The sequence below is a fragment of the Natronorubrum texcoconense genome (assembly GCF_900100335.1).
Lineage (GTDB): Archaea > Halobacteriota > Halobacteria > Halobacteriales > Natrialbaceae > Natronorubrum > Natronorubrum texcoconense.
On sequence record NZ_FNFE01000003.1, the window covers coordinates 412,689 to 437,434 of the forward strand.

Consider the following 24,746-nt stretch of genomic DNA (forward strand, 5'->3'; position numbering starts at 1 on the left):
GACGGCGCAATCAGGTTTCCGCGGGGCTGTCGGCGACGCGCAGTATCACCACTCCGAGCGCGAGCATGAGCACGCTCACGACGAGCCAGTGCGGGTTCCACGCTTCGGTGCCGTGGACGACGTTGTGCAGGTCGAGCACGTAGTGGCTGACGACGCCGTCGATGACGTTGAAGACGCCCATCCCGACGACGATCGAACCGACGAGGGACAGCGTCGAAAATCGGCGATCGGCTCCGTTGACGACTCGCCAGAGCAGCCCGAACCCGACGGCCATGATCGAGAGCATGGCGAGCAGGAACAGGCCGTCGAACATCACGTTCGTTCGCAGCCCGTCGAGGCTGTAGGGGTCGTAGAATCCCGAAAAGAGGTGATGCGTCTGGAGCGTCAGGTGAAAGATAACGACGTCGACGACGGCGCCGAATCCGAACCCGATCGTGCCGCCCGAGAGCAGGAGTCGACGTCGCGTTCGATCAGCCGTCGCCATATCCGCAGGACCACCTCCAAGAGCAAAAGTCGAAAGCCGGCGACTGCTACGACTCGAGCGCCGCGTCGCCGAGTTCGGCCGTCCGTTCGGCCACGTCGATCAGCGAGAACCAGGTGTTGAGCGCGGCTCGGAGGGCGATCACGTCCGCGGCCACGACGTCGACTCGAACGGTCGCGCCGTCGCAGTCGATCGTCGTCCGCGAGCGATCGTCGTCGATTTCGCCGATTTCGCGGGCGACGCTCTCGGCGACGAGCGTCGCTCGAGTCGACGACTCGTAGTCGAACTCGAGAGTCGCATCGTGAGAAGACACGCGCGGTCGTTAGTTGACGCCGACTTCCTTGACGTCGCGGCTGCGCTCTTTCAGGAGCACGCGGTGGCCGCAGTACGGGCAGCGGACGCCACCGTACTCGTCGATCTGGACGTCGCGTTTACAGCGGGAGCACTTGTAACTCATACAGGGTAGGAGGTTATTCGCTGTCTTCGGCGAGTGCGGCGCGGATCGAACGCTTGACGGTTCGGCCGGCAGGGGTCTCGGGGCGGTAGGCACCGCCGGTGAAAACCTCGCCGGTCTCCTCGTTCTTCCAGATACCGGTGCCGACGCGCGTGACGTCGTCGCCGTCGACTTCAGCATTGTTCATGTCGTCTTCGATCTCGCTGACGCGACGTCGGGCGACGCGACCGTAGCGTGCACCGAAGCGGCCCGCACTCCCGACTTTTCCTTTATCGGCCATAGTAGGGCTAACTATCGTCAGCGGATTCTTAAACCTGTTGAGTTACGCCGATCCGTTCTCCGCCCGTTCGGCGACCGGACCGGTGAGCAGTTCCCGAAAGACCAGCGCGAGCGCGGCGAGGTAGCCGACGGGAGCTAACGGTGCGGCGAGCAGCCCCGTTCCGACACCCGTCACCGCGATGGCCGTGCGAAGGGCGAGTCCACTCATGGCGAGCAGCGGAATCGCAGCCAGGACGGCGTCGGGTCGTTCGAACATGGCTAATTATATCTCATTACTCCCGGTCGGAAAAGGGCCTGACAACCAGCAGCCAGTGTCACTTCCACGAGACCGTGACAGTTCTTGCGCGATTAGGGTCGGCGGGACGGCTACTGGAACTCCGCGCTGGACAGCACGTCGTTTAGATCATCCCGAATGCGCTCGCCCATCTCCCGGTCTGGAGCGGTCGTCACGACTCGGTTTTCCTGCACGCTCGAGCCGTCGCGCAGGAGCATGCGAACGTTACCGCCGTCGTCAGCGCGGGTCACTTTCGCCCGCAATCCAGACTGGGACCCCTTCCCGCCGGCGTCGATGGGTCCCGGAATGACCTTCTTGACGTGGGGGTGGTCCGCGACGGTGTGGATCGCCCGCATGCCCGTGCGTCCGCCGATGAGCGTGGTATGGCTCCCCCCGATCTTGTCGGCCGGCGGCGTCTCGACGACGTCGAGTGCGGGTTCGCCGCGGCGCTCGAGGACCGCCCGGACGGGATCGTCGTCCGCGACGCGGTAGAACGGGTGGTGGATATCCTCGCGGACGGCCTGAATCACCGCCCGTTCGCCGCCGGCGTAGACCTCCTCGGGACGCTTGCGGCGGATTTCGTCGCCGATCAGTCCCGCGAAGTTTCGTAGCTCGACGACCTCGTTCTCGCCCTCCTCGGGCGTCGTCGTAATCGTCGTCTCACCCAGTACCGGATCGGCAGGTTCGCTCGCCGAGGCCGTGTCTTCGTCGCCGTCGTCTGCAAGCATCGTCAGCGTCGTCCGCTCTCGCCCCGCCTCGAGAACGATCGCCGCGGTGTTTCGCTCCCGGCAGACCAGACAGAAATCGCCGGGTTTCTCGAGCGGCGAGGCGCAGTGACGACACTCCATAGCCGTGGTTCGAGAGACGCGTGTAAAATGGCCGTGTTTTCGATCGCGTCGCCCGGGACCGTCGGGCGCTACAGCAGCCGTTCGAGGATCGTCCGAACCTCCGGCGTCTCCACGACGTCGAAGGGGACCCGCATCGGGGAGACGGAGACCCTCCCCTCGAGTAAGGCGTGACGGTCCGTGTCGTCGGGATCGGGGATGTCCCGATTGGCCATCTGCTGCCAGAGCCGGTTGGTCAACTGGAAGCCGCCGTCCTCGACGGTGGCATCCATCTCGTAGACCTCGGTCGGTCGGGTGAGCGCGAAGCCGTCGGACGCCACGTCGGGCCGCGGGACGTTGACGTTCAGGTAGTCCACGCGGTCGAACAGCCCCGTGCCGAGCGCGCCGCTCGCGAGTTTCGCGGCGATCTCACCCGCGCGCTCGAAGTCCGCGGGCTCGAGGTCGCGTTCGATGCCCAACGTGTCCATCGAGAGGGCGATCGAGGGCGTCTCGAGGAAGGCGGCCTCCATCGCGGCGCTGACGGTTCCCGAGCGCGAGAAGACGTAGGCCCCGAGGTTCGCTCCCTCGTTGCAGCCCGAGACGACGATATCGGGTTCGGGATCGAGCGCGTTGACGCCGACGATGGCGCAGTCACAGGGCGTCCCGCGGACGGCGTAGCCGAGTTCGTGGTCGGCGTGGGGAACCGGCGAGGTGAACAATCCGTCGGCCATGCTCGTCGTCAGCTCCGGATCGTCGGCGTCGGTCGCCGTCCGGCCGTACGACAGCGACCGACCGACGGCGCTCTGGTTGCGGTCGGGCGCGATGACGGTGACCGAGCCGACCGCCGAGAGCGCGTCGTACAGCGCTCGAATGCCCGGCGCGTCGATCCCGTCGTCGTTCGTCAGGAGAATTTCCGGTTGGTCGTCCTCGTCCATATCCACAACTTCGGATTCGGGCTGGATACGAGTACCTATTCGGCGCGCTCCGCCGCAGTGGCGTCAGTTCGAGGTCCCCATCGCGTCCGCCAGCTTCGTCCCGCAGGACCGGCAGTATCGAGAGCCTTCGGCGACGACCGCGTCACACTCCGGACAGGGCATCTTGTCTCCATCACCCGCTTCCCGATCCACTCGAGTCTCGAGATCCTCGCCGCAGGAACGGCAGTACGCCGCGTCGACCGAGACGTCCGCCCCGCAGGCCGGACAGCCGGTCGTCTCCTCCCAGAGCACCTGTCGCCTCGAGTTCGAGACGTAGTTGTACGCCCCCCAGAGGATGTTCCCGATCCCCATCGTCCACCAGACGGTCAGTATCGCGACGAGGATGTGTGAGCCGACCGAGCCGAACTCCCGATCGACCATCACGACGCGATCACGGTCCTCGTCCTCGATCTTCCAGCCTTGGGCCACGAGATCGTCTATCTGGCGCTGTAACCGACTGCTTCTCATGGTAGACAAGAAGTCTCGAACGAACAAAAGCCTATCAGCGCGGGCGGGACAGCACAAAAGCGGTGTGCCGTTACTCGTCCGGGACCGACAGACGATCAATAGGTCCGTTTATTTGGTTACAGCGGATCGTCAGTATCCATGATAGACACGATACAACCCGTCTTAGCCAGGCTACTGGTCGCACAGACGGATCCGGGAATCGGCATCGAAATCGGGGCGACCGACGGCCTCCTCGGCGGCGCCGTCAGCGCCTTCCTGACGACGCTGATCGTCGGTGCGATCATGATCGCGGTCGCGCCCGCGTTCACCGAACGCATGATGGCCGACGCGCTCGAGAATCCCGTCGGCTCGTTCGTCTACGGCATCCTCTCCATCGTGGGAATCGTCATACTGGCGTTTCTCCTGTTCATCACGCTCGTCGGAATCCTCGTTGCCATCCCGTTATTGCTCGTCGCATACCTGCTGTGGGCGATCGGAACCGTCGTCGGCTACCTCGCCATCGCCGACCGACTGGTCGGACGCGAGGACGGCTGGCTGAAGCCGTTACTCGTCGCGGCCGGATTCAACGGCGCGCTCGCGCTCACCGGGATCGGCGGTCTCGTCTCGCTCTGCGTCGGCGCCGTCGGCTTCGGCGCGGTGCTCCGCGACGTTCTCGACTGAGTCACCATCTCCGCAACTCAGCGCCCGACTCAGGCTCGAGTCCACCACGGCAGGTACTCCAGGCATCGATCCAGCAACGACGGCGACTCGTGACGGACCCGGAGCGTTGTTCCCTCGGTTTCGTAGGTCAGTTCGGTCGCGGGGAACCGTTCGCCGTCGGGTAACTCGACGTACTGGTCGCCCGCCGGAACCGTCCCGCCGCTGCTCGCGCCGAACAGCGTCCGCGGCCGACCCGTCGGTGCCGAGACCGGACCGTCGTACTCCAGGATGTACACCGGAACCCCGTCGTCGGTCGTCTTCTCCCAGTCGATCAACTCGGTGTGCTCGTCCGTTCCGATCATGTGTCTCTCGTACTCTCTCGGCGATCCGCGTTCGGGCCGCGGCGGTTCGTAGCGCGATTCTGCACTCCCGAGAAACGAGTTTCGGTATCGACATGAATCTACTGCTCGGTGCGAGCCGAACCGCTCCGACAGCAGCAGACCTCAGCCGAGATCAACGGGATCGACCTTCAGATACTCCCGAAGGACGACCGTTGCGTACGACCCCTTCGGCAGCGCAAAGGAGAGCGTGAGCGGGTCGGTATCGACCTCGAGATCCGTTCGAACCAGCATCGCTCGCCGGGTGCCGGTCGAGTGGAACTCGCCGGGGAGGTCGAAGTCGTCGGGCGCGAGGTCGAGGTCGTCGAGCACCGCTCGTTCGATCTCGCCCTGCTCGCCGTCGGCGAGTTCGGTTTCCGTGCCCACCAGCGGCGCGGTGACGAACGCCCGGCCGCGTTCGCAGTGGCGCGTCACGGACCGAACGCGGCGCTCGTCGACCCGCTGGAGACGGTCAGTGTCGGGCAACTCGAGTCCCGCGGGCGCGTCGGTGTCTGCGAAGCAGACCACGTCGCCCTCGACGGGTTCATCGAACGGGAGGCCGCGCTCGAGGCGCTCGGAGAGCATCAGGTTGAACGCGTACGACTGAGCGGCGTGGACGAACAGCCGCTGGAGGTTCGAGGGGACGCGCTCGAGAGCCGCCCGAAAGTCCTCGGGACCCGGCTCGCCGTCGCAGTCGACGACCCCGTGGAGCATCGAGCGCTCGTAGCGCAGGCGGTTGGGAAATCGCTCGAGGGCCTCCTGCCAGTCGCGGGTCTCCTGGACGAACGCGCGAGCGTCCTGTGTCCCCTCCGGCTCCTCGTCCGTCGGATTTCCGAGGTAGGCCATCACGGCCCCCTCCCAGCTTCCGCGGGCGATCTCGAGGCCCACTTTGTGCGTCACCGGTCGTCGGCTGCCGAAGCGCTGCTGGCCGAAGAAGTTGGGGATCCCAATCGACACGCCCGCAGCGTCGGGGGACTCGAGCCCGCCGAACGCGTGCAGTTCGTCCGTAATCTCGCTCGCGTTCTCGGGTCGGTCGGGCTCGCTGACGACGAGTTCGAACGCGTTGCCCGCGAGGTCGCCGAACTCGAGGGACCGGCCCGCCCGTCCGACTACCTCCACCTCCGCACCGTCGACGTCCGGCAGGTCTTCGGGATCGGCGCCGTAGACCGAAAACAGCTGCGTCGTCACCGCGTACTTGTCCTTCGTGCCGGCCCAGTTGACCCGCTCTCGAGACATCTCGAGCGCGTTGGAGAGCCGCGAGGCGAAGTCGTTCGTGTCCCAGCCCGACAGCGTCACCCGAAAGACGAGGTGGGGGTAGGCGTCCGTGGGCGCGTCGACCGGCTCGGTCGCGAATCGCTCGAGTTCCCGAACCCGAAAGTGGTCGTCGTCCTCGCGGAGGTGGCCGCCGACGCCGTCGGCGTCGCTGACGTAGTGGTCCATTCCGACGGCCTGCTCTGTGGGGTGTGCCGGACGCATGCTGATTGGCGACGTTTCGGCGGCCGGAGGTAAATCGGTTCGTTCTCGAGGTGACGCCGATGCGAAGGAGGCGGACAACGAATTCCCGGCAGGCACTCGCATGTATAGGACTGATTGTGATTCCGGCTGTCTGTTCAATCGGTCGAGAACAATGTGTGCGACATTCACGAGCGACGACGAAGGCAAGCGCGTCGTCAACGAAAACGGCGACGCGATCGGAATCGTCGAACACGTCGAAGCGGGGGACGTCTACGTCGATCCCGATCCGGGCATCACGGACAGCATCAAATCGAAGCTCGGCTGGGGGCGCGCGGACGAGGAGACCTACGCACTCGACGAAAGCAACGTCGAGGCGGTCACGGACGACGAGATCCGGATACGCCGGCTCTAATCACCGGAATCGTCCCGTTCGCCTTGCTGCCTATCTAATCGTCCACTACGACGAATCATCGCAGCCATTCTCCACGACGGCGGCCATGAATCGACCCCGGCCGGTGAGCGTATGCAGGCTGTTTCGGTTTGTCCGCCGAGTCTGAACAGTAAACCATGACATTCCAGCTGCCGACCACGTGTCCGATCTGCCAGGAGACGCTGGCTCCCGACCGCAGTCTCGACGATCATCTCGTCGGGAATCACACGCACCGCGAGGTCGTGAGCCACTTCGTTTCGGAGTACGACCTCACCGGCGAGCGGTCCGTCGCTGACTGACCAGTCTCTCGCGAGAGACGACGCCCGTTCGCGACGTCTCGGCCGCCGCGTCCGTTCGCTCGACTGTCACTCCCGAAACCGAACTCGTTTTCGACAGGTCGATCGAACGATACGTATGGACGTAAAAGACGTCCGACAGGCGCTCGCGCTGACGGTCGGACTCGCCGTCGGCATCGGTCTCGTTTCGCTCGTGTCGGGTGGCGGTCTCAGACCGGGGTTCGTAGTCGCCACGCTGCTCGTTTTCCCCGTCGTGCTCGCGCTGTCGACTCTCGACGGCCCGCTCGAGGCGCGGACAGCCCGCGTGGGTGCCGTCGTCCTGTCGGTAGGACTGCTCGGGGCAGCGCGGTGGCTGTACTGATCGCCATGGCCTCGGCGTACGCGATCAGGCGTCGCTGCTGAGATCCGCGTCGACGCGGACCGCCGAGTCGGTGACCGTCTCGCTGTTGTCAGTCGAAATCGAGGACCATCCTTGGGTTCGACGGTTCGGCTGTCCCCCCTCCTCGACGGTGCCGTCGTCGTCCCACACCACCGGGTCGGCCCGAGCAGGCTGAACGTGCAGTTGAACGTCGTCGCCGCCGAATTCGTCGCCGCCCTCGTGGGTGACGGTCAGGCTCCGTCCGAGCCATCCGCTTCGTCGAGACAGTCCTCGTGAGGAGAGCGAGTCGATTCGACGGTCGTCGCTCAGAACAGCGACAGCTCGCCGGTCACGGCATCGACCCGGTCGTCCGCCGCCGGGCCGACGGCCAGCGTGGTGACGGTGCCGGGCTCGAGTTGGGTGTGGCCCGCATCCCGAACGACCGCGTTCGGAATCCCCTCGCTGTCAGCGATGGCCGAGAGTTCGTGCAGTTGGCGTTCGCTCTCGCCTTTGAGGACGACCTTCTTCTGGCCACCCTGTTTCCACTGACTCCGGAGCTGGTCGTCCGCTTTCTCGTAGGCCGACAGGGACGCGTGAGCGACCTGTGCGGCGAGCTTTCCCTGTCCCATGCCGATATCCGTGCGGGCGACGATGGCTTGTTTCATGGCTCTACTGAGTGTGTCAACCCCTATAGCCGCAGCGAAACCAGCAGCGCGGATCCGAACGATTTTGGTGAACTAGTTTGTGAGCTGAAATATGGCGACGACACCGCTCGTCGATCCCGACGGGTACTTCACTCGCGTGGACGCCGGCTCCCTTCCGCGTGCGATCGGCCTCGTGCTCGTCTACTGGGTCGGCTCGCTCGCCGTCGGACTCCTCTGGCGAGCCACGGCTGAGATCGAAGTCGAGCCCGTGACGCTACTGTATCTGCTCCAGACGCTCGAGGCGACGCTCCTCTACTGGGTTATCCCGACGGTGCTGCTGTACGGAGTCGGCTACGCACTCGGTGCCGGACTCGAGCCGGCCGACACCTTGGCGCTCGCGGCGTGGGGGCTCGTCCCCATGCTGGTCGGAGAGGCGGTTTCGAACCTGCTCCTCTATGCGCTTTCGGCGCTCGAGATCGATCCGACTATCGTTCCGCTCGAACCCGATACCTTGGTGTTCGTCCCGCTCACGCTACTCGCCTGCGGCTGGGCCGCCGTCATCTGGCGAGGCGGACTCCAGTCCGGGTTCGGCCTCGAGCGTTCGACCGCGACGTCGACGGCGCTGCTCACGGCCGGGATCTGTGCGGGGCTGTTGCTGCTTCCAGTGGCGCTCACGTAACGCCGATTAGCACCGGAGTACCGTCTCTTCGACGACAGACTGCTGTGTTCGTCGACCGTCAGTGAACGATCTCGTCGTCGAGACCGAGCGCTCGTTCGGTTCGCCTCGCCTCCGGCCCCGCTTCGACGAGCGCCGGCTCGGTGGCCGGCTCCGAAAACCGGTCTGGATCGGGCTCGACGCGTTCGACCACCGTCGAGAAGACCGACCCGCGTCGACCCTCGGCCGAGACGATTCCGCCGTACTTCCGTTCTTCGAAGCGTGTCTCGTCCGGATCGGGGAACTCCTCGCGAAACATCGTTGCGGCCTCTCTGACGTAGTCCGCCGCCTGTCGCTGTGAGTACTGGCTCTCCTCGTGATACGTCTCGACGTAGTCGTCGGCTAGCTCTTCCGAAGCGTGTTCCGGCGACTCGTAGTAGATCGCTTCCGGATTACTGGTGCCGCTGGCGAAGCGAATGTTCACCGTAAAGCAGTCGGGATAGCGCACGAGCAGCGGGGCGTACACCATGTCGGTCACGGTGGTTCGCTGTTGAATTCGCCAGGCACCTTCGAAGAAGTACGCGACGATCTCGGCGATTCGGTCGTCGCGTTCGCCCCGGTAGTACGCCATCGCGACCTCCTCGTAGTCGTCGCCCGCGATCCGCCGCAGTCGGCGCTCGAAGCTCTCGGCGGCGTGATCGAGCTCCGCCTCGTAGGCGGCGAGCAGCGGCACGTCCGGATCCGCGAGCAGGTCCGCCTTCCGCTCTTTAGCCGCTGCGATCGTCATCACGTTCTCGTGAAACACTCGCTCGGCGTCCGCGTCGGGAAGCGGTATCCTCACCGCTCGTTGGTGCAACAGCCCTGTATCGCCGTTGAACCGCTCTTGTTGCCCCGCCATAGAACGAGTGTTCGGGATCCGTCCTCCTAACCGATTCGGCCCGAACGCAAGAAAATCAGGATATCCATCACGTTTCGCCGTCGTCGGATCGGGTGCGTTGTCTCCGGACGGAACGATTCGAAGGCGATCGTTCGCCCGTTCGAGACCGCTGCTCGCCGACTCCGCTCCGACAGTATTAGGACCCCGTGTTCGCTCCTACTCGATATGATCCTCTCCGACGCGGACATCCTGCAGCGCCTCGAGGACGGCGACCTCGTCGTCGATCCCATAGACGACCTCGACCTCCAGATTCAGCCGGCGAGCGTCGACCTCCGGCTGGGCAAGGAGTTCCTCGAATTCCAGCGGACGAACATCCCTTGCATCCACCCGAACTCCGAGCAGGAGGTCGACGAGTACGTCACCGAGACCGTCGTCGAGGACGGCGACGACTTCATCTTACATCCCGGGGACTTCGTACTGGGGACCACTTACGAGCGCGTCGAGATCCCCGCGGACCTCATCGCCCACGTCGAGGGCCGCTCGTCGCTGGGTCGGCTCGCCGTCGTGGTGCACGCGACGGCGGGGCTATGTGATCCCGGCTATCGCGGCCAGATCACGCTCGAGCTATCGAATCTCGGCACGGCCCCTGTTGCACTGACACCCGGCATGCGAATCTCGCAGTTGACCTTCACGGAACTGAAGACCGAAGCCGAACGGCCCTACGGCAGCGACCGCGGCTCGAAGTATCAGGATCAGGACGGCCCGCAGGCCTCCCGGATTCAGAGCGACGACGAGTTCGGCGGAGATCAACTCGAGCGTAAGTAAGTCACGCTATTTCACGCTGGTCGATGGGGTATGAGCCCTGCCAACCTACGTTGAGGGGACAGCCTCAATTTCGTACGCATCACCGAAGAATCGGTAAGTGCCGTTGAATTCGACACGTTCTGTCTCTCCGCGATCGAAAACGACTTCCTTTCGCTCGAGGATCGCGTTTAAGTGGCCGGTATCACGTAGTCGAACTTCGATCGCGCCTGGTCCACCGTCGTTTCTGACATCGGCTGCGTACGTCGCCGCGGACAGATCGAACAAGTAGCCCTCGAAATCGACAGGAATTGACGCCCGAAATGACACGTCTCGCCGTTCTTCTGCATCGAAATACGACCTCCTGCTGGCCGCTTTCTCCGAGTTGTAGGATCCATCGACGACGACGTTGTCGTAGTCTACGGGCCCGTCTAGGTCTCTGAGCCAGACCAGAGTTACCTCAATGTCACCCGCGATTCCGGTATTCTGTACGGTGGCTGTATACTCGTCTACTCCATTTCGAAGCGTCTCGTCGAGATCAACGAGTCGCGGCTGACTCGAGTACACCTCAAGAACGGTCGGATCGACGCCTGAGATCGTATCCGTATCCGCCTCCACTTCCTGCTCGCTGCTATCGTCCCCGTCGAAACCGGTCGCAAAATCGTCGGCTACGGTCGGCATCTCGCGCTCATCAGGCTCGGCTTCGGACGGCGGCTCGTTGGCTTCAGACGGCTCTTTTTCTGTCCCAATACAGCCCGAGAGAAGCGTTGCCGATCCAATTGTCGCCAGCAACCACCGTCGGTCACACGTCATGTCAATTCGAGTATGTGCAAGTGAGATAACTCCGTCGATTATCTGTACTCTCTGGCAGAACTACACTACTCGGCTAGACGACGAACTATTTCTCCAATATCGCTAGCCGTTTCGGCGGACGCCGCGCTCGAGACCCACAAGTTATTTCGACGGCGGCCGTAGCCGCCGGTAATGCAATTCGTCGAAGAAATCGTCGTCGATGAGTTTCTCCCGACGGTTCGGTCGCTCCTGGCCGGGGCACTCCGGGACCGCGGGCTCACTCAGAGCGAGGTCGCCGACGTCCTCGGGATCAGCCAGAGCGCCGTCTCGAAGTACGCCCACGGCGACGTCGCGACCAACGACCGAATCGCCGACGACGAGCGCGTCGAGGCCCTCGTCGACGAACTCGCCGACGGATTGGCAGCGGGTGACACCACCCCGGTACAGGCCTTGATCGAGATCGAAGTCCTCGTCCGAGAGCTAGAGACCGGCGGCGACCTGCTGGCACAACTCCACGAGGACACCGTCCCCGAACTCGCCGACCACGGCTCGAGTTTCCGCGTCCACGACCCCGAGAGCGATCTGCGAACGAGCGAGCGCGTGCTCTCCTCGCTCCGGCGCGGGCTGCGCATCCTCGAGAACGCCAGCGGCTTCGCGACGTTGATCCCCGCGGTCGGCTCGAACCTGGTCGCCTGCATTCCCGACGCCGAAGACGTCGACGACGTCGCGGGCGTCCCGGGCCGCATCTTCGACGTCAAAGGGAAGGCGACGGTACCGTCCGATCCCGAGTTCGGCGTCTCCGAACACGTCGCGTCGGTGTTGCTCGCCGCGCGCGATCACGGCGCGGACGTTTCGGCGGCGATCAATATCAGATACGACCCGAAGCTGCTCGCCGAACTGACCGAGCGCGGCCACGTGACCGCCGAGTTCGAAGAGGGAAGCGACATCGTCTCGAGCGTCGGGGCGGCCATCGAGGACGAACCCGAGGCGACGGTGCTCTACCAGACCGGCGCGATGGGGATCGAGCCGCTGATCTACGTCCTGGGATCGGACGCGGAATCGGTCGCCGACACGGCCCGGTCACTGATCTGAGATGGCGGACCTCAGATCGAAACTCCCGCGGATGGAGCCGGAGACCGCACAGGAGTTCTACGGCCGCTGGGCGCGCCTCTACGACGTCATCGCGCGGCGAACGCCCGGCATCCCGGCGCTGCGTCGGCGGGCGGCCGCCGCCTGTCGACTCGAGCCCGGCGACACCGTCGTCGAAATGGGCTGTGGAACGGGCGCGAACCTGCCGTACCTGCGCGACCGGGTCGGTCCCGAGGGAACCGTCGTCGGGATCGATTTTACGGGGCCGGTGCTCGAGCGCGCTCGAGACCTGACTGCCGAGTACGACAACGTCCACGTCGTTCGGGCCGACGCGACACAGCCACCGCTCGACGTCGAAGACGTCGACGCGCTCCTCGCGACGTTCGTCGTCGGGATGCTCGAGGATCCCGCGGGCGCAGTCGACGACTGGTGTGATCTCGTCGGTCCCGACGGACACGTCGTCCTCGCGAACGCGGCCCGAAGCGACGAGTGGTACGCGCCGCCGGTCAACGCGGTGTTCAAGGCGATCGTCGTCCTCTCGACGCCGCCGACGACGAAACTACGGTACGAGAACGAGCCGGATCTCCGACTCGACGCGAAGATCGATGCCGCACACAGACGATTGCGGGAGCGATCGGCCGCCATCGCCGACGAGACGCACGTCTTCGGCGTCGTGCGGTTGACCGGCGGCCATCTGTGATGGCTGAACGAACGACGGACGACTTGAGTGACAGCTTATCCCACCAATCAGTGACCGCTGGATAACCATTTACGCTCTCTATGTCTTGTAGTTTCCTTCGTAACTCAAGGATTATGTATACGTTCGCAGTATTCTTGCGGGGCCTCGTCATTTTTGATCAGGTATGAATAACATTTTTAGGACTTCTATACCTGTTCTGACTTAATGTCACTGATACAGTCATTGCCTAGTGGTTTTTTCAATATTGATTTAGGGGATGTAATATACCTCCTCCTAACCCTGGCACTAGTCGTCCTTTATTGGAAAATGTACAAATTTCAAGAGATAATGGCCTCTATACAGCACAAACAAACAGATATAATGGAGAAACAGGCAAATTTTATGGAAGCTAACCACCAGCCGATCTTAGATGTAGAGGATATTACTGGTGATGAAGATACGCTAAACATTTCCCTCAAAAACCGAGGCAATGGTCCTGCTCGAAACCTTCTAGTCCAATGTGTTGTTTATAAACAGTCCGACAAAACAACAGAAGCAGAGGTTGAACTTAGAAGTGGATATCGAGGAGAGGGTTCTATTCTCGCACCACAGTGGAACCGGCTTTGGAGAAAGTCTGCTCCAGAAATTCGAGCCGATGGCGGAAGTCAGGATAAGGGACCCTACGACGGGATCGAAATAGATGATCCTCTAACTCGGTTTGAGTCTGATCTGACTTTCAAGTACATGGCACTTGGATCTGGAAATTATGAAGTGACATTTTCCGATGCTTTAGATAGAGTAAGTCGAGAGTGGGATTGTGAATATATTGCTCTTGACTTTCACATTGCTATCACGGATATCACAAGACAAGTCTATGCTCAATCAATTGGTTCCCTTGGAAACGTCCCAATAGATGCAGAAGGAACATTTGAGGATGCTATAGAAGGTGCACAGATTGGTGCACCTATTGGTGAGCCAGTGTCAGAAGATGAAGTTGCCTCAATGTTGCCAATTGACGCTGACAAGATCAATTTCGGCTGATTTTCTCAAGCGATTCCTTCCGACGTTCCACCTAGTCACCCTTATTTTGTGTGCAATATTGTTCACTAGCCATATTGTTGATAGGTAAGACATCATGTAAAATGGATTCTAACAAGCCTATAAGTTCACCGCTAGTTCAAGCGTAGTACGACTTGAGCGATCGTCCCTTACGGTCTCTCGAATAGCAATTCCCTGGCAGCCTCGGGCATAACGACTTCCCTCCGGCGACCGAACGTCTACTCGAATGCCGCCGAAACTCGAGACGGAGTCGCTCACGCGGGTCGTCGACGGCGAACGAATCGTCGATTCGGTCTCCGTTCGGATCCCGGCCGCGGAGGTCGCAGCCGTCATCGGCCCCTCCGGGGCCGGCAAGTCGTCGTTTCTTCGGTTGTTGAATCGGCTCGACGAGCCGACCGAGGGAACCGTCTACCTCGACGGCCGCGACTACCGGGAGATCGACCCGCTGACGCTCCGACGCCGCGTCGGGTTCGTTCCGCAGGCGCCCGCGTTACAGTCGGGCACGGTCGTCGAAAACGTCACGATCGGCGACCGACTGTGCGACGAACCAGTCGACGACGAGCGAGTCGCTCGTCTCCTCGAGCGCGTCGGGCTGGGCGGCTACCGAGACGAGCCCATCGACGACCTCTCCGGGGGTGAGCAACAGCGCGTGGCGATCACGCGAACGCTGTACGTCGATCCGGAGGTCGTCCTGCTCGACGAGCCGAGCGCGCACCTCGACTCCGCGACCGAATCGCAGATCGAGGGGTTGCTCGAGGAGCTGATCCGCGAGGACGAGTTGACCTGCGTCGTCGTCACGCACGATACCGACCAGGCGCGGCGTCTGGGGGACCGAATCGTCCGGTTCGAAGACGGACGGGTGACGCAGGTCGGCGCGCCGCGGGAGGTGATTCCGTGATCGAAGACGCGATCGCGACGCTGCTCGAACACGCGAGCGACCCCGAGATACGCACGGGGTTCGCACAGATCGGTATCGCGGTCGTGCTCACCGTGGTCGTCCTCGGGGTCACCTACGTGCAGGAGCTCGGATTCGAGCGCGAACTCCTCACAACGAGCGCCAGAGGGTTCGTCCAGATCCTCGCGACCGGTGCGGTGATCGGGATGCTGCTCGCGGCTCACATCGCGTGGGCGAGCGTCGTCCTCGCGTTCATGATCGTCGCCGCGGCCTGGATCTCACACGAGCGCGGCGCCGACCTGCCGGGTTCCTTTCGCGCGTCGCTCGTGGCGATCGCCCTCGGTTCGGCCGTCGTCATCGCCTCGATGGCGTTCGCCGGCGCGATCGAGCGGACGATGCGGGACCTGATCGTCGTCGGCAGCATGGTCATCGCGATGGCGATGAAGACCAACTCGCTCGCGCTCGAGCGCTTTACGAACGAGATCTCGAGTAATCGGGCCGAAATCGAGGCGGTGTTGAGCGTCGGCGCCCCGCCGGAGCGCGTCGTGAGCGAGTACGTTTCGACGAGCATCTACGCGTCGCTCATCCCGATACTCGACCGGATCAAGAGCCTGGGAATCGTCTCGATTCCGGGGCTGATGGCCGGGATGATCATCGCCGGGGCGAACCCGATCTACGCCGCCCAGTACCAGTTCGTCATCATGCTCATGCTGTTCGCGGCCAGCGCGGTGACGTGTATGGCGAGTACGCTGCTGGTCAGTCGGTACGTGTTCACCGACGCGAAACAGCTCGACGGTGACGTCCTCGAGGCCATCGACGGCTGAAGGCCGGAGGAGCCGGGAAAATCGATTCGGAGACTACGCCGGCGCCTCGAGCCCCTCGTACGCCTCGATCGGCTCACGAATCTCGTCGGGGAGCGGGGACGGCCGCTTCGAGTCGGGATCGATGTGGACCAACGTCGTCTCGGCCGTCGCGGCCACGTCGTCGTCGACGCGAATCTCGTACTCCATAGTACAACTCGAGTCGCCCAGTCGGGCGACCCGAAGCGAGACGGTGGGATCGTCGCCCATGACGACCGGCCGTCGGTAGTCGATCTCGAGGTTCGCGATGACGAAGGAGATGTTTTCAGCGGCGATGCCGACGACCTCCTCGAGATAGTCGGTGCGTGCGATCTCCAGATAGCTCGCGTAGACGGCGTGGTTGACGTGATTCAGCGGATCGAGATCGCGGTACCGGACGGGGACCGAAACGGTAAACGGGTTGTTCATTGCGTGTTCGTAGCCGACTGAGACAAAAGAGGGCTGTGGTTCTGGCAACCGGTCCGCAGTCGTGCGGAATGGGAGTGACTGTCGGCCGGTACTGCTCCCTACTCGTACAGTCTCGCGTGGGCCGTACAAAACTGCGGATCACGCAACTGGGCGTCGATCAGTTCCTCGTGGTAGTGGGCGTTGTAGAGTCGACACGTCTCCCGCTCGCAGAACGATTCGCCCGTCTCGAGGTAGTGGTACGCCTGCAGAACGTAGCCACAGAGCGCGTCGGTCGTCCGCGGGTCGTCCTCGATCAGGAACTCGCCTTCGACCTGATTCTCGAGCACCTCTCGCGGCGGGGTATCCCCTGACAGGAGGGCGTGACGTTGCTGTTCCTTGTAGTACGCGTCGGGCTTCGCGGGGGCCTCGTAGAGTCCGGGCACCGAGACCAGCGCGGGTTGCCCGAGGACGTTCACGCGCTTGTGCCAGCGGCCGTCGTGGTCGCCCCAGGTGCCGATCGCCCGATCCAGAATCGGCACGTGGAGCGTCTCGAGGCCTCGTTCGGCGGCCAGTAACGCGCTGTTCAGCGCCCGCTGAACCTGCAGGCCGTCGTAAAGCACGCCGCCCTCGCGTTCGGGGTTCTCGAGGGCGCGTTCCTCGTACCGGACGATCCCCAGCATCGTGTTGCCGGTGTCGCGCTCGTAGGGTGAACTGACCCGCGCCTCGGCGAATCGTTCGGCGAGGGTTTCGGTTCGATGGACGTCGAGAAATCGGTCGCGAACCGTCACGGCGGCGTCGATTCGAGCCTCGAGCCAGTCCCCGACCTCGTCCACGTCGGCGACCGTCGAAGGGGCGCGATAGAGGATGACGTTGTCGACCATATATGACTTAGTTGTACCACTGCGTGAAACGCTTGCGGTCGCGGATCGGTCGTTCGTGTGTCCGCCTCGAGAGAGGTCTAGGGGTCCAGAAACGCAGGTCCGTCAACCGTCTCGTTTCGGGCCTCGCGCCAGGAGTGTGCCGGCTTCCAGCCCAGTTCCCGACGTGCTTTCGCCGTCGAGAACGCCGACTGCTCGCTCTCGAGATCGCAGTCCTCGGGCAGACCGTCGAAGACAGTCTCGATGGCGTCCGCGGTCGGCCGGCCGAGGCCGTTGTCGGGCGCAGCAGCCAGATACGGCTCGTGGCCGTCGATCTCGGCCTCGAGCGCGGCGTCGACGATCGAGACCACGTCGCGGACGTCGACGTACGACCAGAAACAGCCGCTCCGGTCGGCCGTCTCGGGATCGAACGGCGTCCACTCGTCGATCGCTCGGTACTCGCCGGGGTACTGGATCCACGTCGGCCGGATCGAAGCGACCGAAATACCGTACTTGCGAACCGTCTTCGCCGCGAGTTCCTCGCCGACGAGTTTCGACGCGCCGTAGCCGTCTTCCGGCCGCTGTGGGTGGGTCTCGTCGATCGGCAGATAGTCCGGCAGGAACGGCTGCTGGGCGAAGGGCATTCCGTAGAGGCTCTCGCTCGAGGCCCAGATCACGTCTGCACCGGCCCGCCCCGCGGCCTCGAAGACGTGGTAGGCGCTCGAGACGTTCGTCAGGAACGTCTCGGTGCCGGTCGTGATTCCCATGCGCGGAATTCCCGCAAAGTGGATCACCGCGTCCGGTTCGGGGTCGAGGATCGCCTCAAGCGCCTGTCCCTGTTCGGTGAGGTCCGCCTCGAGGAAGGTTGCGTTTTCGCGCTCGCGCGACGGGCGCTCGAGGTCGATCCCGGTCACCTCGTGGCCGGCGTCCGCGAAGTGATCGACGATCCAGCTCCCCGCAGCGCCGGTCGCGCCGGTGACGACGAGTTTCATGCGGAACTGGTGCTCGCGAGTTGCGAAAACGGTGTGGATTTCGGTGTGCCGACGCCAACGCCGGGAACGATCGATCGACCGTCTCGAGCGATCACTGGATCCGAAGAGTTACGAGACAGTTCGACAAATAGACAGGACACACGTGACAATCTCGACGCACGAAACCGTGCTTCTCGTCACCTCCAGCACCGCCGAATCCCTGGTGACGGCCGCGGTACTAGCCGCGGTTGGCGTGCTGTTCTTGCTCCGTATTCACGTCGAGTTCGAACTGCTGCACGCGGTCGCGAGTTCCGAGACGTCGTCCTCCCAGCCGTCCAAAACAAACTGTCCGTCGTGTGGCGCTCGCACGACGGTCGACGGCGTCTGTGACTACTGTGAGGAGCCGTTAGCCGACGATTCTACGGCTACCGACCGGACGGACGAGACTGGCCGGTTCTGAGTCGAGCGCAAAAAATGCGGGAACGGCGTCGAGGGCCGATCAGTCGTCGGCGGGCGCAGCGCGGCTGGTGAGTTGGACGGGTTCGGCGTCGACCTCGAGTTCGTCGAGTGCCACCTGGGCGGCACGCTTGCCGGAGACGAGCATGGCACCGAAGGTCGGGCCCATGCGCGGGAGGCCGTAGGTCGTCGCGGTGGCCATCCCGGTGGCGATGAGCCCTTCGTGGACGAGCCCGGTGTGTTCGACGACGGCGTCCTCGGACTTGCCGACCCACATCGAGTCGTGGCCGGGCGAGTCGTGGCCGGGTGCGCCGTAGCTGTCGTCGCCGGTCTGGTCCATTCCCGTCGCGTTGGCCTCGGCGTCGGCGATGCCGGGGGCGTCCAAGACGCCGCGCTCGTCGAGTTTCTTGATCGCCATCGCGTCGTGGCCCGTCGCGTCGATGACGAGGTCCGCTTCGACCGCGATGGGGTCGACGCAGGTGATCTCGCGGGGCAGCGCGTGGACCGGCGTCCAGTTCATGACGATACCGGACACCTTGTGATCCTCGCGGATGACGATGTCCGTGAACTCGGTCATGTTCTGCATCTTCGCGCCGGCGTCGCAGGCGGCCTTGATGAGCCCGGAACAGGCCTCGGGCCCGTTGGCGACGTAGAGTCCCTCGCTGTCCTGTGACTGCTTGTAGGAGACGTCGAGTTCGTCGAGCACCTGCTGGGCGGGGTCCCGAACGGTGACCTTGTTCATCAGGAAGCCGCCGAGCCAGAAGCCGCCGCCGAGGTAGTTGTTCTTCTCGACGACCATCACCTTCACGCCGCGTTCTGCGAGTTCCTTCGCGGCCGTCAGCCCCGACGGGCCGCCGCCGACGATAATCACGTCCGAATCCGAGAAGTCCATGAACTCCTCGGTCCACTCCTGACCGATTGCACGCGTTACGTCCGCTTCGCCGACTTGACTGAACTGTTCGAATTCGCTCATACAACTAGGTGGTAACAGTTGGTGGTGAAAAGTCTGTCGGGACTGCCCGGTCGAGAACGAAACTCTCAGCGGTTGAACCGTTCGGATCACGATCTTTCGTGAGGCACGGAATCTGTACGGAAAGACGAAACGATACCAGCGGTACGGCCGAAATACCCGGGTCGATCGGCGACGGTACGCTCGACACCGACGACACGTTCGACACTACTGTCAGCTCGAAAGCTGACCCCGAACGACGGTGGCACTCGAGAACGATCACCGACTGCGACCCGAGTCACCCGATATCGGGGCTCCAGAACGCTGAAGCCCCGCCACCACATACGCAGTAGCGATGGACCGTCGTGCGTTTCTCGCGTGTGCCGCTCTCGTGCCGCTGTCGGGCTGTCTCGAGTTTCTCGAGGACAGTGGCGAGGATATTACCGAGCCCGGCGACGTCGAGATCGTCTGGCACGACCTCGTTCGCGACGATCCGGGGACCGACGACGAGCGGGTAGTCGTCTGGGGAGCGGTCAGGAACGTCGGCGACCGAACGCTCTCGTACCTCGAGGTCCGGGCGACGTTCTTCGACGAGGAGGGAGAAGAACTCGAGACCGTCATCGAGAACGTCGATGCCGACGTCTCCTCGGGGGAGGAGTGGCCGTTCGAGATCGAGTTTCCCAGATTCGGCGAGGACGCAGCGGCGGTCACGACGTACGAACTCGAGCCGGCAACGGGGGTCTGATGGTACCGCGCATGGAGTGGCTGCATCGAACGCACTCGCTTGAGAAGCGGTCGAGTGAACCGTCGGTAGCCGAGGCCGCGACGACCGGACGGAGGGGAGCCGTGCTATGACCGACGGTGACTCGGGTTCCGACCGCGATTCCGATCCCGGCCGCGACGACGGTGTCGATCCCGATGAGGGCTCGGACGGTGGACTCGGTCTCGGCCCGGACGCCGACACCGAGTCGGAGAGCGACCCGAACTCGGACCGCGACGAGGGGATCTCGACGCTCGCGAAACAGGGGAGCATCACGTTCGTCGGCAACCTCATCAACGGCGCGCTTGGCTTCGCGATCGTTATGCTGATGACCCGGTTCGTCAGCCCCTCCGTCTACGGACTGTTCGTGCTGGCGACGTCGGTCATCCTGTTCATGCAGGTGTTCGCGAACCTCGGTCTCCCGCTGGCGATCGACTACTTCGTGCCGCAGTATTTGGACGACGACGAGCACGGGAAGGCCAAAGGCGTGATCGTTCAGGTGACCGCGACCGTGCTGATCACGTCCTCGCTGGTCGCCTTCGCTCTCGCCCTCAGCGCCACGTACATCGCCGACCTCTTCCAGGAGCCGGCGATGGGGATCGGGCTCCTCCTGCTCTCGGTGACGATCCCGATGCTCGCGATCTACAACGTGCTGTTGACCTCCTACTACAGCATCAAGAAGCTCCAGTACCGCGTCATCATGCGCGATATCGTGCGGCCGATCGTCCGCTTCGTCGTCACCGCGGGGCTCTTGCTCGTCGGCTACGGGCTGCTCGGCCTCATCGCCGGCTACGTCGTCGGCCTGTTCGTCGCGATCACGATCGGCGCGGCCGTCTTCGTCTACAAGGCCTGGGGGCTCCTGACGGCCGAGATCGAACTCGTCGCGCCGGCGCCGCTCGTCAAGTACTCCGTCCCGCTGGCGATGACCAGCGTCGTCTTCGTCCTGATGGGCCACGTCGACTACTTCGTCCTCGGCTTCTTCCTCGATTCCGACGACGTCGGCATCTACCGCGTCGGCTACATGCTCGGCTCGGGACTGATGATCATCTTCAACTCGCTGTCGCCCGTGTTCAAGCCGCTGATCGCCGAGACGCGGGACGACATCGATCTGGTCGAGGAGCGGTTTCGGATCATGGCCCGCTGGATCGCTGCAATTACGCTCCCCGTCGCTATCTTCCTCTCGCTCGGTGCGAGTTCGTACCTCGCCGTGCTGTACACGCCCCAGTACGCCGAAGCGAACACCATCGTCGCGCTGCTCGCCGCTGCGTTCCTCTTCAACGTCACCTTCGGCGGTCCCGACGGCTCGCTGCTGCAGGGTCTGGGCTACTCGCGGGTCGTCTTCGGTAACACCCTCGTGCTCTTCGGCACGAACTTCCTCGTCTCGTTCACGCTCGTGCCCTTCATCGGGATCGAAGGGGCGGCGATCGGGTCGGCGGCCGCGCTCTTTCTCGTGGGCTGTCTGACCCTCGTCGAAATCTACTACTTCGACGGCATCCACCCCTTTACCCGGGACTTCGCCAAAGTCGTCGGCGCCGGCGTTCCCGCGGCTATCGCCGGCGCGCCGATCGTTTACTTCCTCGAGTCGGACGCGATCATCGTCGCCCTGCTCCCCATCGTGGTCGTCGGCACCTACCTACTCACGCTGATCGCGACGGACGCCTTCACCGACGCGGACGCCCAGATGGCCGCCGAGTTCAGCCCGACGCTCAGAAAGTGGATTCCGAGTCGATAGTCGGCCCTCGAGCGGCGAAACACCCGTCTCAGGGAGTCAACATCACCTTGATGCAGTCGTCCTCCTTGTCGTTGAACGTCTCGTAGAGCTCCGGCCCGTCCTCGAGCGACGCCTGGTGGGTCACGACGAAGGAAGGATCGATCTCGCCCTCCTCGATCTTCTCCATAAGCGGATCGAGGTAGCGCTGGACGTGCGTCTGACCGGTCTTCACCGTCAGCGCCTTGTTCATCAGCGAGCCGAACGGGATCCCGTCGACGTCCCCGGTGTAGACGCCGGGGATCGAGAGCGTGCCCCCCTTTCGGCAGGCCTTGATCGCCTCTCGGAGGACGTACGGACGGTCGTCCTCGAGTCCGACGCCCTGTTTCAACCGGTCCGAAACGCTGCCGACACCAGTGCCGTGAGCCTCCGTTCCGACGGCGTCGATACACCGGTCCGGACCGCGGCCCCCGGTCATCTCCATCAATCGGTCGTAGACGTCCTCGTGCTCGAAATTTATGGTCTCCGCGTCGCCGTGGCTGCTCGCCATGTCCAGCCGTTCGGACACGCGGTCGATCGCGACCACCTGGTTCGCGCCGAACATCCACGCGCTCTGGATGGCGAACTGGCCGACCGGGCCACAACCCCAGACGGCGACGGTGTCACCGTCCTCGATCTCCGCGTTCTCGGCGGCCATGTACCCCGTCGGGAAGATGTCCGAGAGAAAGAGCACTTGCTCGTCGGGGAGGTCGGAATCGACCGTGATCGGCCCGACGTCGGCGTGAGGGACTCGCAGGTACTCCGCCTGTCCGCCGGCGTAGCCGCCGAGCATGTGCGAGAAGCCGAACAGGCCGGCCGGCGAGTGGCCCATCTCCTTGCGGATGAGTTCGGCGTTCGGGTTCGTATTGTCGCACAGCGAGTACATGTCCTCCCCGCAGAACCAACAGGAGCCGCAGCTGATCGTGAAGGGGACCACGACCCGGTCGCCGACCTCGAGCGTCTCGACCGCCTCGCCGACCTCGACGACCTTCCCCATCGGCTCGTGGCCGAGCACGTCGCCCTCTCGCATGCCGGGCATGATCCCGTTGTAGAGGTGAAGGTCGGAGCCACAGATGGCGGTCGCCGTAATCTCGATGATCGCGTCCGTCGGGTTGGCGATCTCGGGTCGAGGAACCTCGTCGACGCGGACGTCCTGCTCGCCGTGCCAGGTGAGGGCTCTCATCGGTTCCGCCTCCGTTCTACGATTCGGTTCCCCGTCGGCTGGTTTCGAACGGTCCCCCTTCGCGGAGCGGTGTTGCTGCTCCGGCGTACGGAGTGCGGCGACGATCGTACTGCGAGCGTGTCCATCATGTGTAACCGTTGCAACGGACAGTCAAACGCCGAGTAAAGCTGTCACCTGCCTCTGCAACGAGCGAGACCGACCCACGACGGGTCCGGTTGCCTACGAGGCATCCCCGCTCGAGGACCGATCCCGAGGCCCGTCCATCCCGTCGGCCGTCTCCTGTTCATCACCGATGACCCCCTCCGTCCACGTTCCCAGCCGGAACCAGCCGACGGCGACGACGAACGAGGCGACCATCCCGAACGAGTAGGCCCACCAGATCCCCTCGATGCCCCACTCGAGGCCGCCGATCTCGAGGCCGACTATCGGCACCGTCACCGTCCAGGCGAACGCGAGCACGAGCGCGACGGGAACCCGGAAGATCCACCGCGAGAGGAACGAAAGCACCATCGCCTCTCGCGTGTTTCCGGCGCCGCGGAACGCCCCCTGAATCACCATCACACCGGCGAAGAGCGCCCAGAAGGGGGCCATGATCCGTAGGAAGACGACGCCCTCGGCGATCACGTCGGGATCGGCGACGAAGATACGCATGGCCTGAGCGGGGAAGGCGATCAGCACGGCCGCGACGGCGGCGATCAGCACCATCGTCCCCGCGGTCGCCGTTCGCGCGACGGCCGCCGCGCGGTCCGGCGTTTTGGCACCCAGATTCTGGCCGACGCCGGTCGCCGTCGCGTTGCCGACGGCCCCCGAGACGGCCCACGTGACCGACATCAGGCGGACGCCGATCCCGTAAGCCGCCGTCGGGTTCGCCCCGAATCGGGCGACGAATCCGGCCATCGCGACAGACGCGAAACTGCGCGCCCAGCCGTCGATCGTCGACGGGTAGCCGATGTCGACCAACTGTTTCAGGATGGCCACGTTGGGGGTGAGGTCCTCGAGTCGGAGCCGAACCCCGAAGCGGCCGTCGAGCAGGATGTAGATCCCGGCGACGGTGGCGAATGCGCGAGCGATGAACGTCGCGACGGCGGCCCCGCGGGTCCCCATCTCGGGGAACGGCCCCCAGCCGAGGATGAAGAAGGGGTCGAGGACGACGTTGATCCCGGCGGAGATGAACACCAGCCACATCGCCGTCTTCGTGTCGCCGGCGCCCTGCAGCGACGATCGGAACGCGAAGAAGAGGAAGGTCAGCGGTAACGCGAGGAAGATTACTTCGATGTAGGCGAGCGCCTCGACGAACACCTGATCGCGGGCACCGATCAGGGTTAGCAGGGGACGTCGGAAGTAGAGTCCGACGGCCGCGAGGACGCTCGAGACGGCCAGCGTGAGCAGGATCGTCTGGCCGACCACCTTGTCGGCCATCCGGTCGTCGTCGGCGCCGACGTACTGGGAGACCAGGGCGATGGTCGCCGCGGTGATTCCCATCGCCGTCGAGACGAACATCCACGAGAGCGGGAACATGAGCGAAACGGCGGCCACGGACTCGCTGCTGACGCGGCCGACCCAGAACATGTCCGCGAGGTTGTAGAACGTCTGGAGCAGGTTGCCGAGGACCAGGGGCCACGCGAGGTGCAACAGCTTCGGGGGAATCGCCCCCGTCGTCATATCGACGCGCTTGCGTTGTGAATCCGTTTCTGCCACGGTCTCGTTTCGTTCGTCCCTCTCGCGGGGCCGTCAAAAGGGCTCGGCTCGCGGGGTCGGTTGCCGACTCCGCGATGT

Annotated in this window: 34 protein-coding genes; 14 read left to right on the forward strand and 20 right to left on the reverse strand. The window is 63.8% G+C overall.

Annotation, left to right across the window (positions count from 1 at the left end):
- Window positions 1-10 precede the first annotated feature (10 nt).
- From BLT08_RS12530 to BLT08_RS12565, 8 genes are all read right to left on the reverse strand, one after another.
- Window positions 11-484: a DUF2243 domain-containing protein gene (locus BLT08_RS12530; protein ID WP_090307484.1), complete on the reverse strand. Its 474-nt coding sequence runs from the start codon at window positions 482-484 to the stop codon at window positions 11-13.
- A gap of 46 nt (window positions 485-530) precedes the next feature.
- Window positions 531-794: a KEOPS complex subunit Pcc1 gene (locus BLT08_RS12535; protein ID WP_090307487.1), complete on the reverse strand. Its 264-nt coding sequence runs from the start codon at window positions 792-794 to the stop codon at window positions 531-533.
- Window positions 795-803: 9 nt separating this feature from the next.
- On the reverse strand, window positions 804-938 hold the full coding sequence (locus BLT08_RS12540) for a DNA-directed RNA polymerase subunit P (protein WP_006091868.1): 135 nt from the start codon (window positions 936-938) through the stop codon (window positions 804-806).
- Window positions 939-951: 13 nt separating this feature from the next.
- Window positions 952-1,215 carry a 50S ribosomal protein L37ae gene (locus tag BLT08_RS12545; protein ID WP_090307490.1) on the reverse strand — a complete coding sequence of 88 codons (264 nt, stop codon included), beginning with the start codon at window positions 1,213-1,215 and terminating at the stop codon, window positions 952-954.
- Window positions 1,216-1,257: 42 nt separating this feature from the next.
- A complete protein-coding gene (locus BLT08_RS12550) occupies window positions 1,258-1,470 on the reverse strand; it encodes a hypothetical protein (RefSeq protein WP_090307494.1) in 213 nt (70 codons plus the stop codon).
- 110 nt (window positions 1,471-1,580) lie between these two features.
- Window positions 1,581-2,336 (reverse strand): DUF2103 domain-containing protein, encoded by a 756-nt coding sequence (locus tag BLT08_RS12555; RefSeq protein ID WP_090307497.1) that lies wholly within the window; start codon window positions 2,334-2,336, stop codon window positions 1,581-1,583.
- 68 nt (window positions 2,337-2,404) lie between these two features.
- Window positions 2,405-3,247, reverse strand: coding sequence for a 5'/3'-nucleotidase SurE (gene surE / locus BLT08_RS12560; protein WP_090307501.1), 843 nt, complete (start codon window positions 3,245-3,247; stop codon window positions 2,405-2,407).
- A 63-nt stretch (window positions 3,248-3,310) separates the two neighbouring features.
- A complete protein-coding gene (locus BLT08_RS12565; RefSeq protein WP_090307504.1) occupies window positions 3,311-3,754 on the reverse strand; it encodes a zinc ribbon domain-containing protein in 444 nt (147 codons plus the stop codon).
- A gap of 138 nt (window positions 3,755-3,892) precedes the next feature.
- On the opposite strand from BLT08_RS12565, the gene BLT08_RS12570 reads away from it, so the two are divergent.
- Entirely contained in the window at window positions 3,893-4,414 is a 522-nt protein-coding gene (locus BLT08_RS12570) for a DUF8173 domain-containing protein (protein ID WP_090307507.1), read from the forward strand.
- 29 nt (window positions 4,415-4,443) lie between these two features.
- Here BLT08_RS12570 and BLT08_RS12575 read toward each other — a convergent pair whose 3' ends face one another.
- Both BLT08_RS12575 and truD read right to left on the reverse strand, forming a co-directional pair.
- Window positions 4,444-4,755, reverse strand: coding sequence for a hypothetical protein (locus tag BLT08_RS12575; RefSeq protein WP_090307510.1), 312 nt, complete (start codon window positions 4,753-4,755; stop codon window positions 4,444-4,446).
- Window positions 4,756-4,896: 141 nt separating this feature from the next.
- Window positions 4,897-6,246, reverse strand: coding sequence for a tRNA pseudouridine(13) synthase TruD (truD, locus tag BLT08_RS12580; RefSeq protein WP_090307512.1), 1,350 nt, complete (start codon window positions 6,244-6,246; stop codon window positions 4,897-4,899).
- 151 nt (window positions 6,247-6,397) lie between these two features.
- On the opposite strand from truD, the gene BLT08_RS12585 reads away from it, so the two are divergent.
- The 3 genes from BLT08_RS12585 to BLT08_RS12590 all read left to right on the forward strand — a co-directional run bounded on the left by BLT08_RS12585 (window position 6,398) and on the right by BLT08_RS12590 (window position 7,312).
- Window positions 6,398-6,637 carry a hypothetical protein gene (locus BLT08_RS12585; RefSeq protein WP_090307514.1) on the forward strand — a complete coding sequence of 80 codons (240 nt, stop codon included), beginning with the start codon at window positions 6,398-6,400 and terminating at the stop codon, window positions 6,635-6,637.
- A 155-nt stretch (window positions 6,638-6,792) separates the two neighbouring features.
- Complete coding sequence (locus tag BLT08_RS23025; RefSeq protein ID WP_175529302.1) at window positions 6,793-6,954, forward strand: hypothetical protein; 162 nt, start codon at window positions 6,793-6,795, stop codon at window positions 6,952-6,954.
- A 115-nt stretch (window positions 6,955-7,069) separates the two neighbouring features.
- Window positions 7,070-7,312, forward strand: a complete 243-nt coding sequence (locus BLT08_RS12590; RefSeq protein WP_090307517.1) for a hypothetical protein — start codon at window positions 7,070-7,072, stop codon at window positions 7,310-7,312.
- Window positions 7,313-7,336: 24 nt separating this feature from the next.
- On the opposite strand, the gene BLT08_RS23030 is transcribed toward BLT08_RS12590, so the two are convergent.
- Window positions 7,337-7,483, reverse strand: coding sequence for a hypothetical protein (locus BLT08_RS23030; protein WP_175529280.1), 147 nt, complete (start codon window positions 7,481-7,483; stop codon window positions 7,337-7,339).
- A gap of 152 nt (window positions 7,484-7,635) precedes the next feature.
- Complete coding sequence (gene pth2 / locus BLT08_RS12595) at window positions 7,636-7,974, reverse strand: peptidyl-tRNA hydrolase Pth2 (RefSeq protein WP_006091881.1); 339 nt, start codon at window positions 7,972-7,974, stop codon at window positions 7,636-7,638.
- 91 nt (window positions 7,975-8,065) lie between these two features.
- On the opposite strand from pth2, the gene BLT08_RS12600 reads away from it, so the two are divergent.
- Entirely contained in the window at window positions 8,066-8,632 is a 567-nt protein-coding gene (locus tag BLT08_RS12600) for a YIP1 family protein (protein WP_090307521.1), read from the forward strand.
- Window positions 8,633-8,690: 58 nt separating this feature from the next.
- On the opposite strand, the gene BLT08_RS12605 is transcribed toward BLT08_RS12600, so the two are convergent.
- A complete protein-coding gene (locus BLT08_RS12605) occupies window positions 8,691-9,506 on the reverse strand; it encodes a hypothetical protein (RefSeq protein WP_090307524.1) in 816 nt (271 codons plus the stop codon).
- 204 nt (window positions 9,507-9,710) lie between these two features.
- Between BLT08_RS12605 and dcd the strand changes: the two genes are divergently transcribed.
- A complete protein-coding gene (dcd, locus tag BLT08_RS12610; protein WP_090307529.1) occupies window positions 9,711-10,310 on the forward strand; it encodes a dCTP deaminase in 600 nt (199 codons plus the stop codon).
- Window positions 10,311-10,355: 45 nt separating this feature from the next.
- On the opposite strand, the gene BLT08_RS12615 is transcribed toward dcd, so the two are convergent.
- On the reverse strand, window positions 10,356-11,099 hold the full coding sequence (locus BLT08_RS12615) for a hypothetical protein (RefSeq protein WP_139171303.1): 744 nt from the start codon (window positions 11,097-11,099) through the stop codon (window positions 10,356-10,358).
- Between the two features lie 171 nt (window positions 11,100-11,270).
- Between BLT08_RS12615 and BLT08_RS12620 the strand changes: the two genes are divergently transcribed.
- The 5 genes from BLT08_RS12620 to BLT08_RS12640 all read left to right on the forward strand — a co-directional run bounded on the left by BLT08_RS12620 (window position 11,271) and on the right by BLT08_RS12640 (window position 15,624).
- Window positions 11,271-12,170: a thiamine-phosphate synthase family protein gene (locus BLT08_RS12620; protein WP_090307536.1), complete on the forward strand. Its 900-nt coding sequence runs from the start codon at window positions 11,271-11,273 to the stop codon at window positions 12,168-12,170.
- Between the two features lies 1 nt (window position 12,171).
- On the forward strand, window positions 12,172-12,867 hold the full coding sequence (locus BLT08_RS12625) for a class I SAM-dependent methyltransferase (protein WP_175529303.1): 696 nt from the start codon (window positions 12,172-12,174) through the stop codon (window positions 12,865-12,867).
- Window positions 12,868-13,071: 204 nt separating this feature from the next.
- Window positions 13,072-13,887: a hypothetical protein gene (locus tag BLT08_RS22585; protein ID WP_139171304.1), complete on the forward strand. Its 816-nt coding sequence runs from the start codon at window positions 13,072-13,074 to the stop codon at window positions 13,885-13,887.
- Between the two features lie 244 nt (window positions 13,888-14,131).
- Window positions 14,132-14,803, forward strand: coding sequence for an ABC transporter ATP-binding protein (locus tag BLT08_RS12635; protein WP_090307543.1), 672 nt, complete (start codon window positions 14,132-14,134; stop codon window positions 14,801-14,803).
- Entirely contained in the window at window positions 14,800-15,624 is an 825-nt protein-coding gene (locus BLT08_RS12640; protein WP_090307546.1) for an ABC transporter permease, read from the forward strand. Before BLT08_RS12635 ends, BLT08_RS12640 begins: the two co-directional genes overlap by 4 nt.
- A gap of 33 nt (window positions 15,625-15,657) precedes the next feature.
- Here the strand turns inward: BLT08_RS12640 and BLT08_RS12645 are convergent, their stop codons facing one another.
- The 3 genes from BLT08_RS12645 to BLT08_RS12655 form a co-directional block, all read right to left on the reverse strand.
- On the reverse strand, window positions 15,658-16,068 hold the full coding sequence (locus BLT08_RS12645; protein WP_090307549.1) for an acyl-CoA thioesterase: 411 nt from the start codon (window positions 16,066-16,068) through the stop codon (window positions 15,658-15,660).
- Window positions 16,069-16,166: 98 nt separating this feature from the next.
- On the reverse strand, window positions 16,167-16,928 hold the full coding sequence (locus BLT08_RS12650) for a DUF7001 family protein (protein ID WP_090307552.1): 762 nt from the start codon (window positions 16,926-16,928) through the stop codon (window positions 16,167-16,169).
- Between the two features lie 77 nt (window positions 16,929-17,005).
- Entirely contained in the window at window positions 17,006-17,896 is an 891-nt protein-coding gene (locus tag BLT08_RS12655; RefSeq protein WP_090307555.1) for an NAD-dependent epimerase/dehydratase family protein, read from the reverse strand.
- Window positions 17,897-18,038: 142 nt separating this feature from the next.
- Here BLT08_RS12655 and BLT08_RS12660 point away from each other — a divergent pair, with 142 nt between their 5' ends.
- Window positions 18,039-18,335, forward strand: coding sequence for a hypothetical protein (locus BLT08_RS12660; RefSeq protein WP_090307560.1), 297 nt, complete (start codon window positions 18,039-18,041; stop codon window positions 18,333-18,335).
- Window positions 18,336-18,374: 39 nt separating this feature from the next.
- Here the strand turns inward: BLT08_RS12660 and BLT08_RS12665 are convergent, their stop codons facing one another.
- Window positions 18,375-19,304 carry a sulfide-dependent adenosine diphosphate thiazole synthase gene (locus BLT08_RS12665; RefSeq protein WP_090307563.1) on the reverse strand — a complete coding sequence of 310 codons (930 nt, stop codon included), beginning with the start codon at window positions 19,302-19,304 and terminating at the stop codon, window positions 18,375-18,377.
- A 331-nt stretch (window positions 19,305-19,635) separates the two neighbouring features.
- Between BLT08_RS12665 and BLT08_RS12675 the strand changes: the two genes are divergently transcribed.
- Window positions 19,636-20,025 carry an FxLYD domain-containing protein gene (locus tag BLT08_RS12675; RefSeq protein WP_090307570.1) on the forward strand — a complete coding sequence of 130 codons (390 nt, stop codon included), beginning with the start codon at window positions 19,636-19,638 and terminating at the stop codon, window positions 20,023-20,025.
- Window positions 20,026-20,131: 106 nt separating this feature from the next.
- Window positions 20,132-21,772 (forward strand): flippase, encoded by a 1,641-nt coding sequence (locus BLT08_RS12680; protein WP_090307574.1) that lies wholly within the window; start codon window positions 20,132-20,134, stop codon window positions 21,770-21,772.
- A 28-nt stretch (window positions 21,773-21,800) separates the two neighbouring features.
- Here BLT08_RS12680 and BLT08_RS12685 read toward each other — a convergent pair whose 3' ends face one another.
- Both BLT08_RS12685 and BLT08_RS12690 read right to left on the reverse strand, forming a co-directional pair.
- Complete coding sequence (locus BLT08_RS12685; protein ID WP_090307578.1) at window positions 21,801-22,970, reverse strand: zinc-dependent alcohol dehydrogenase; 1,170 nt, start codon at window positions 22,968-22,970, stop codon at window positions 21,801-21,803.
- Window positions 22,971-23,189: 219 nt separating this feature from the next.
- Window positions 23,190-24,632: an MATE family efflux transporter gene (locus BLT08_RS12690; protein ID WP_090307582.1), complete on the reverse strand. Its 1,443-nt coding sequence runs from the start codon at window positions 24,630-24,632 to the stop codon at window positions 23,190-23,192.
- Between the last annotated feature and the right edge of the window lie 114 nt (window positions 24,633-24,746).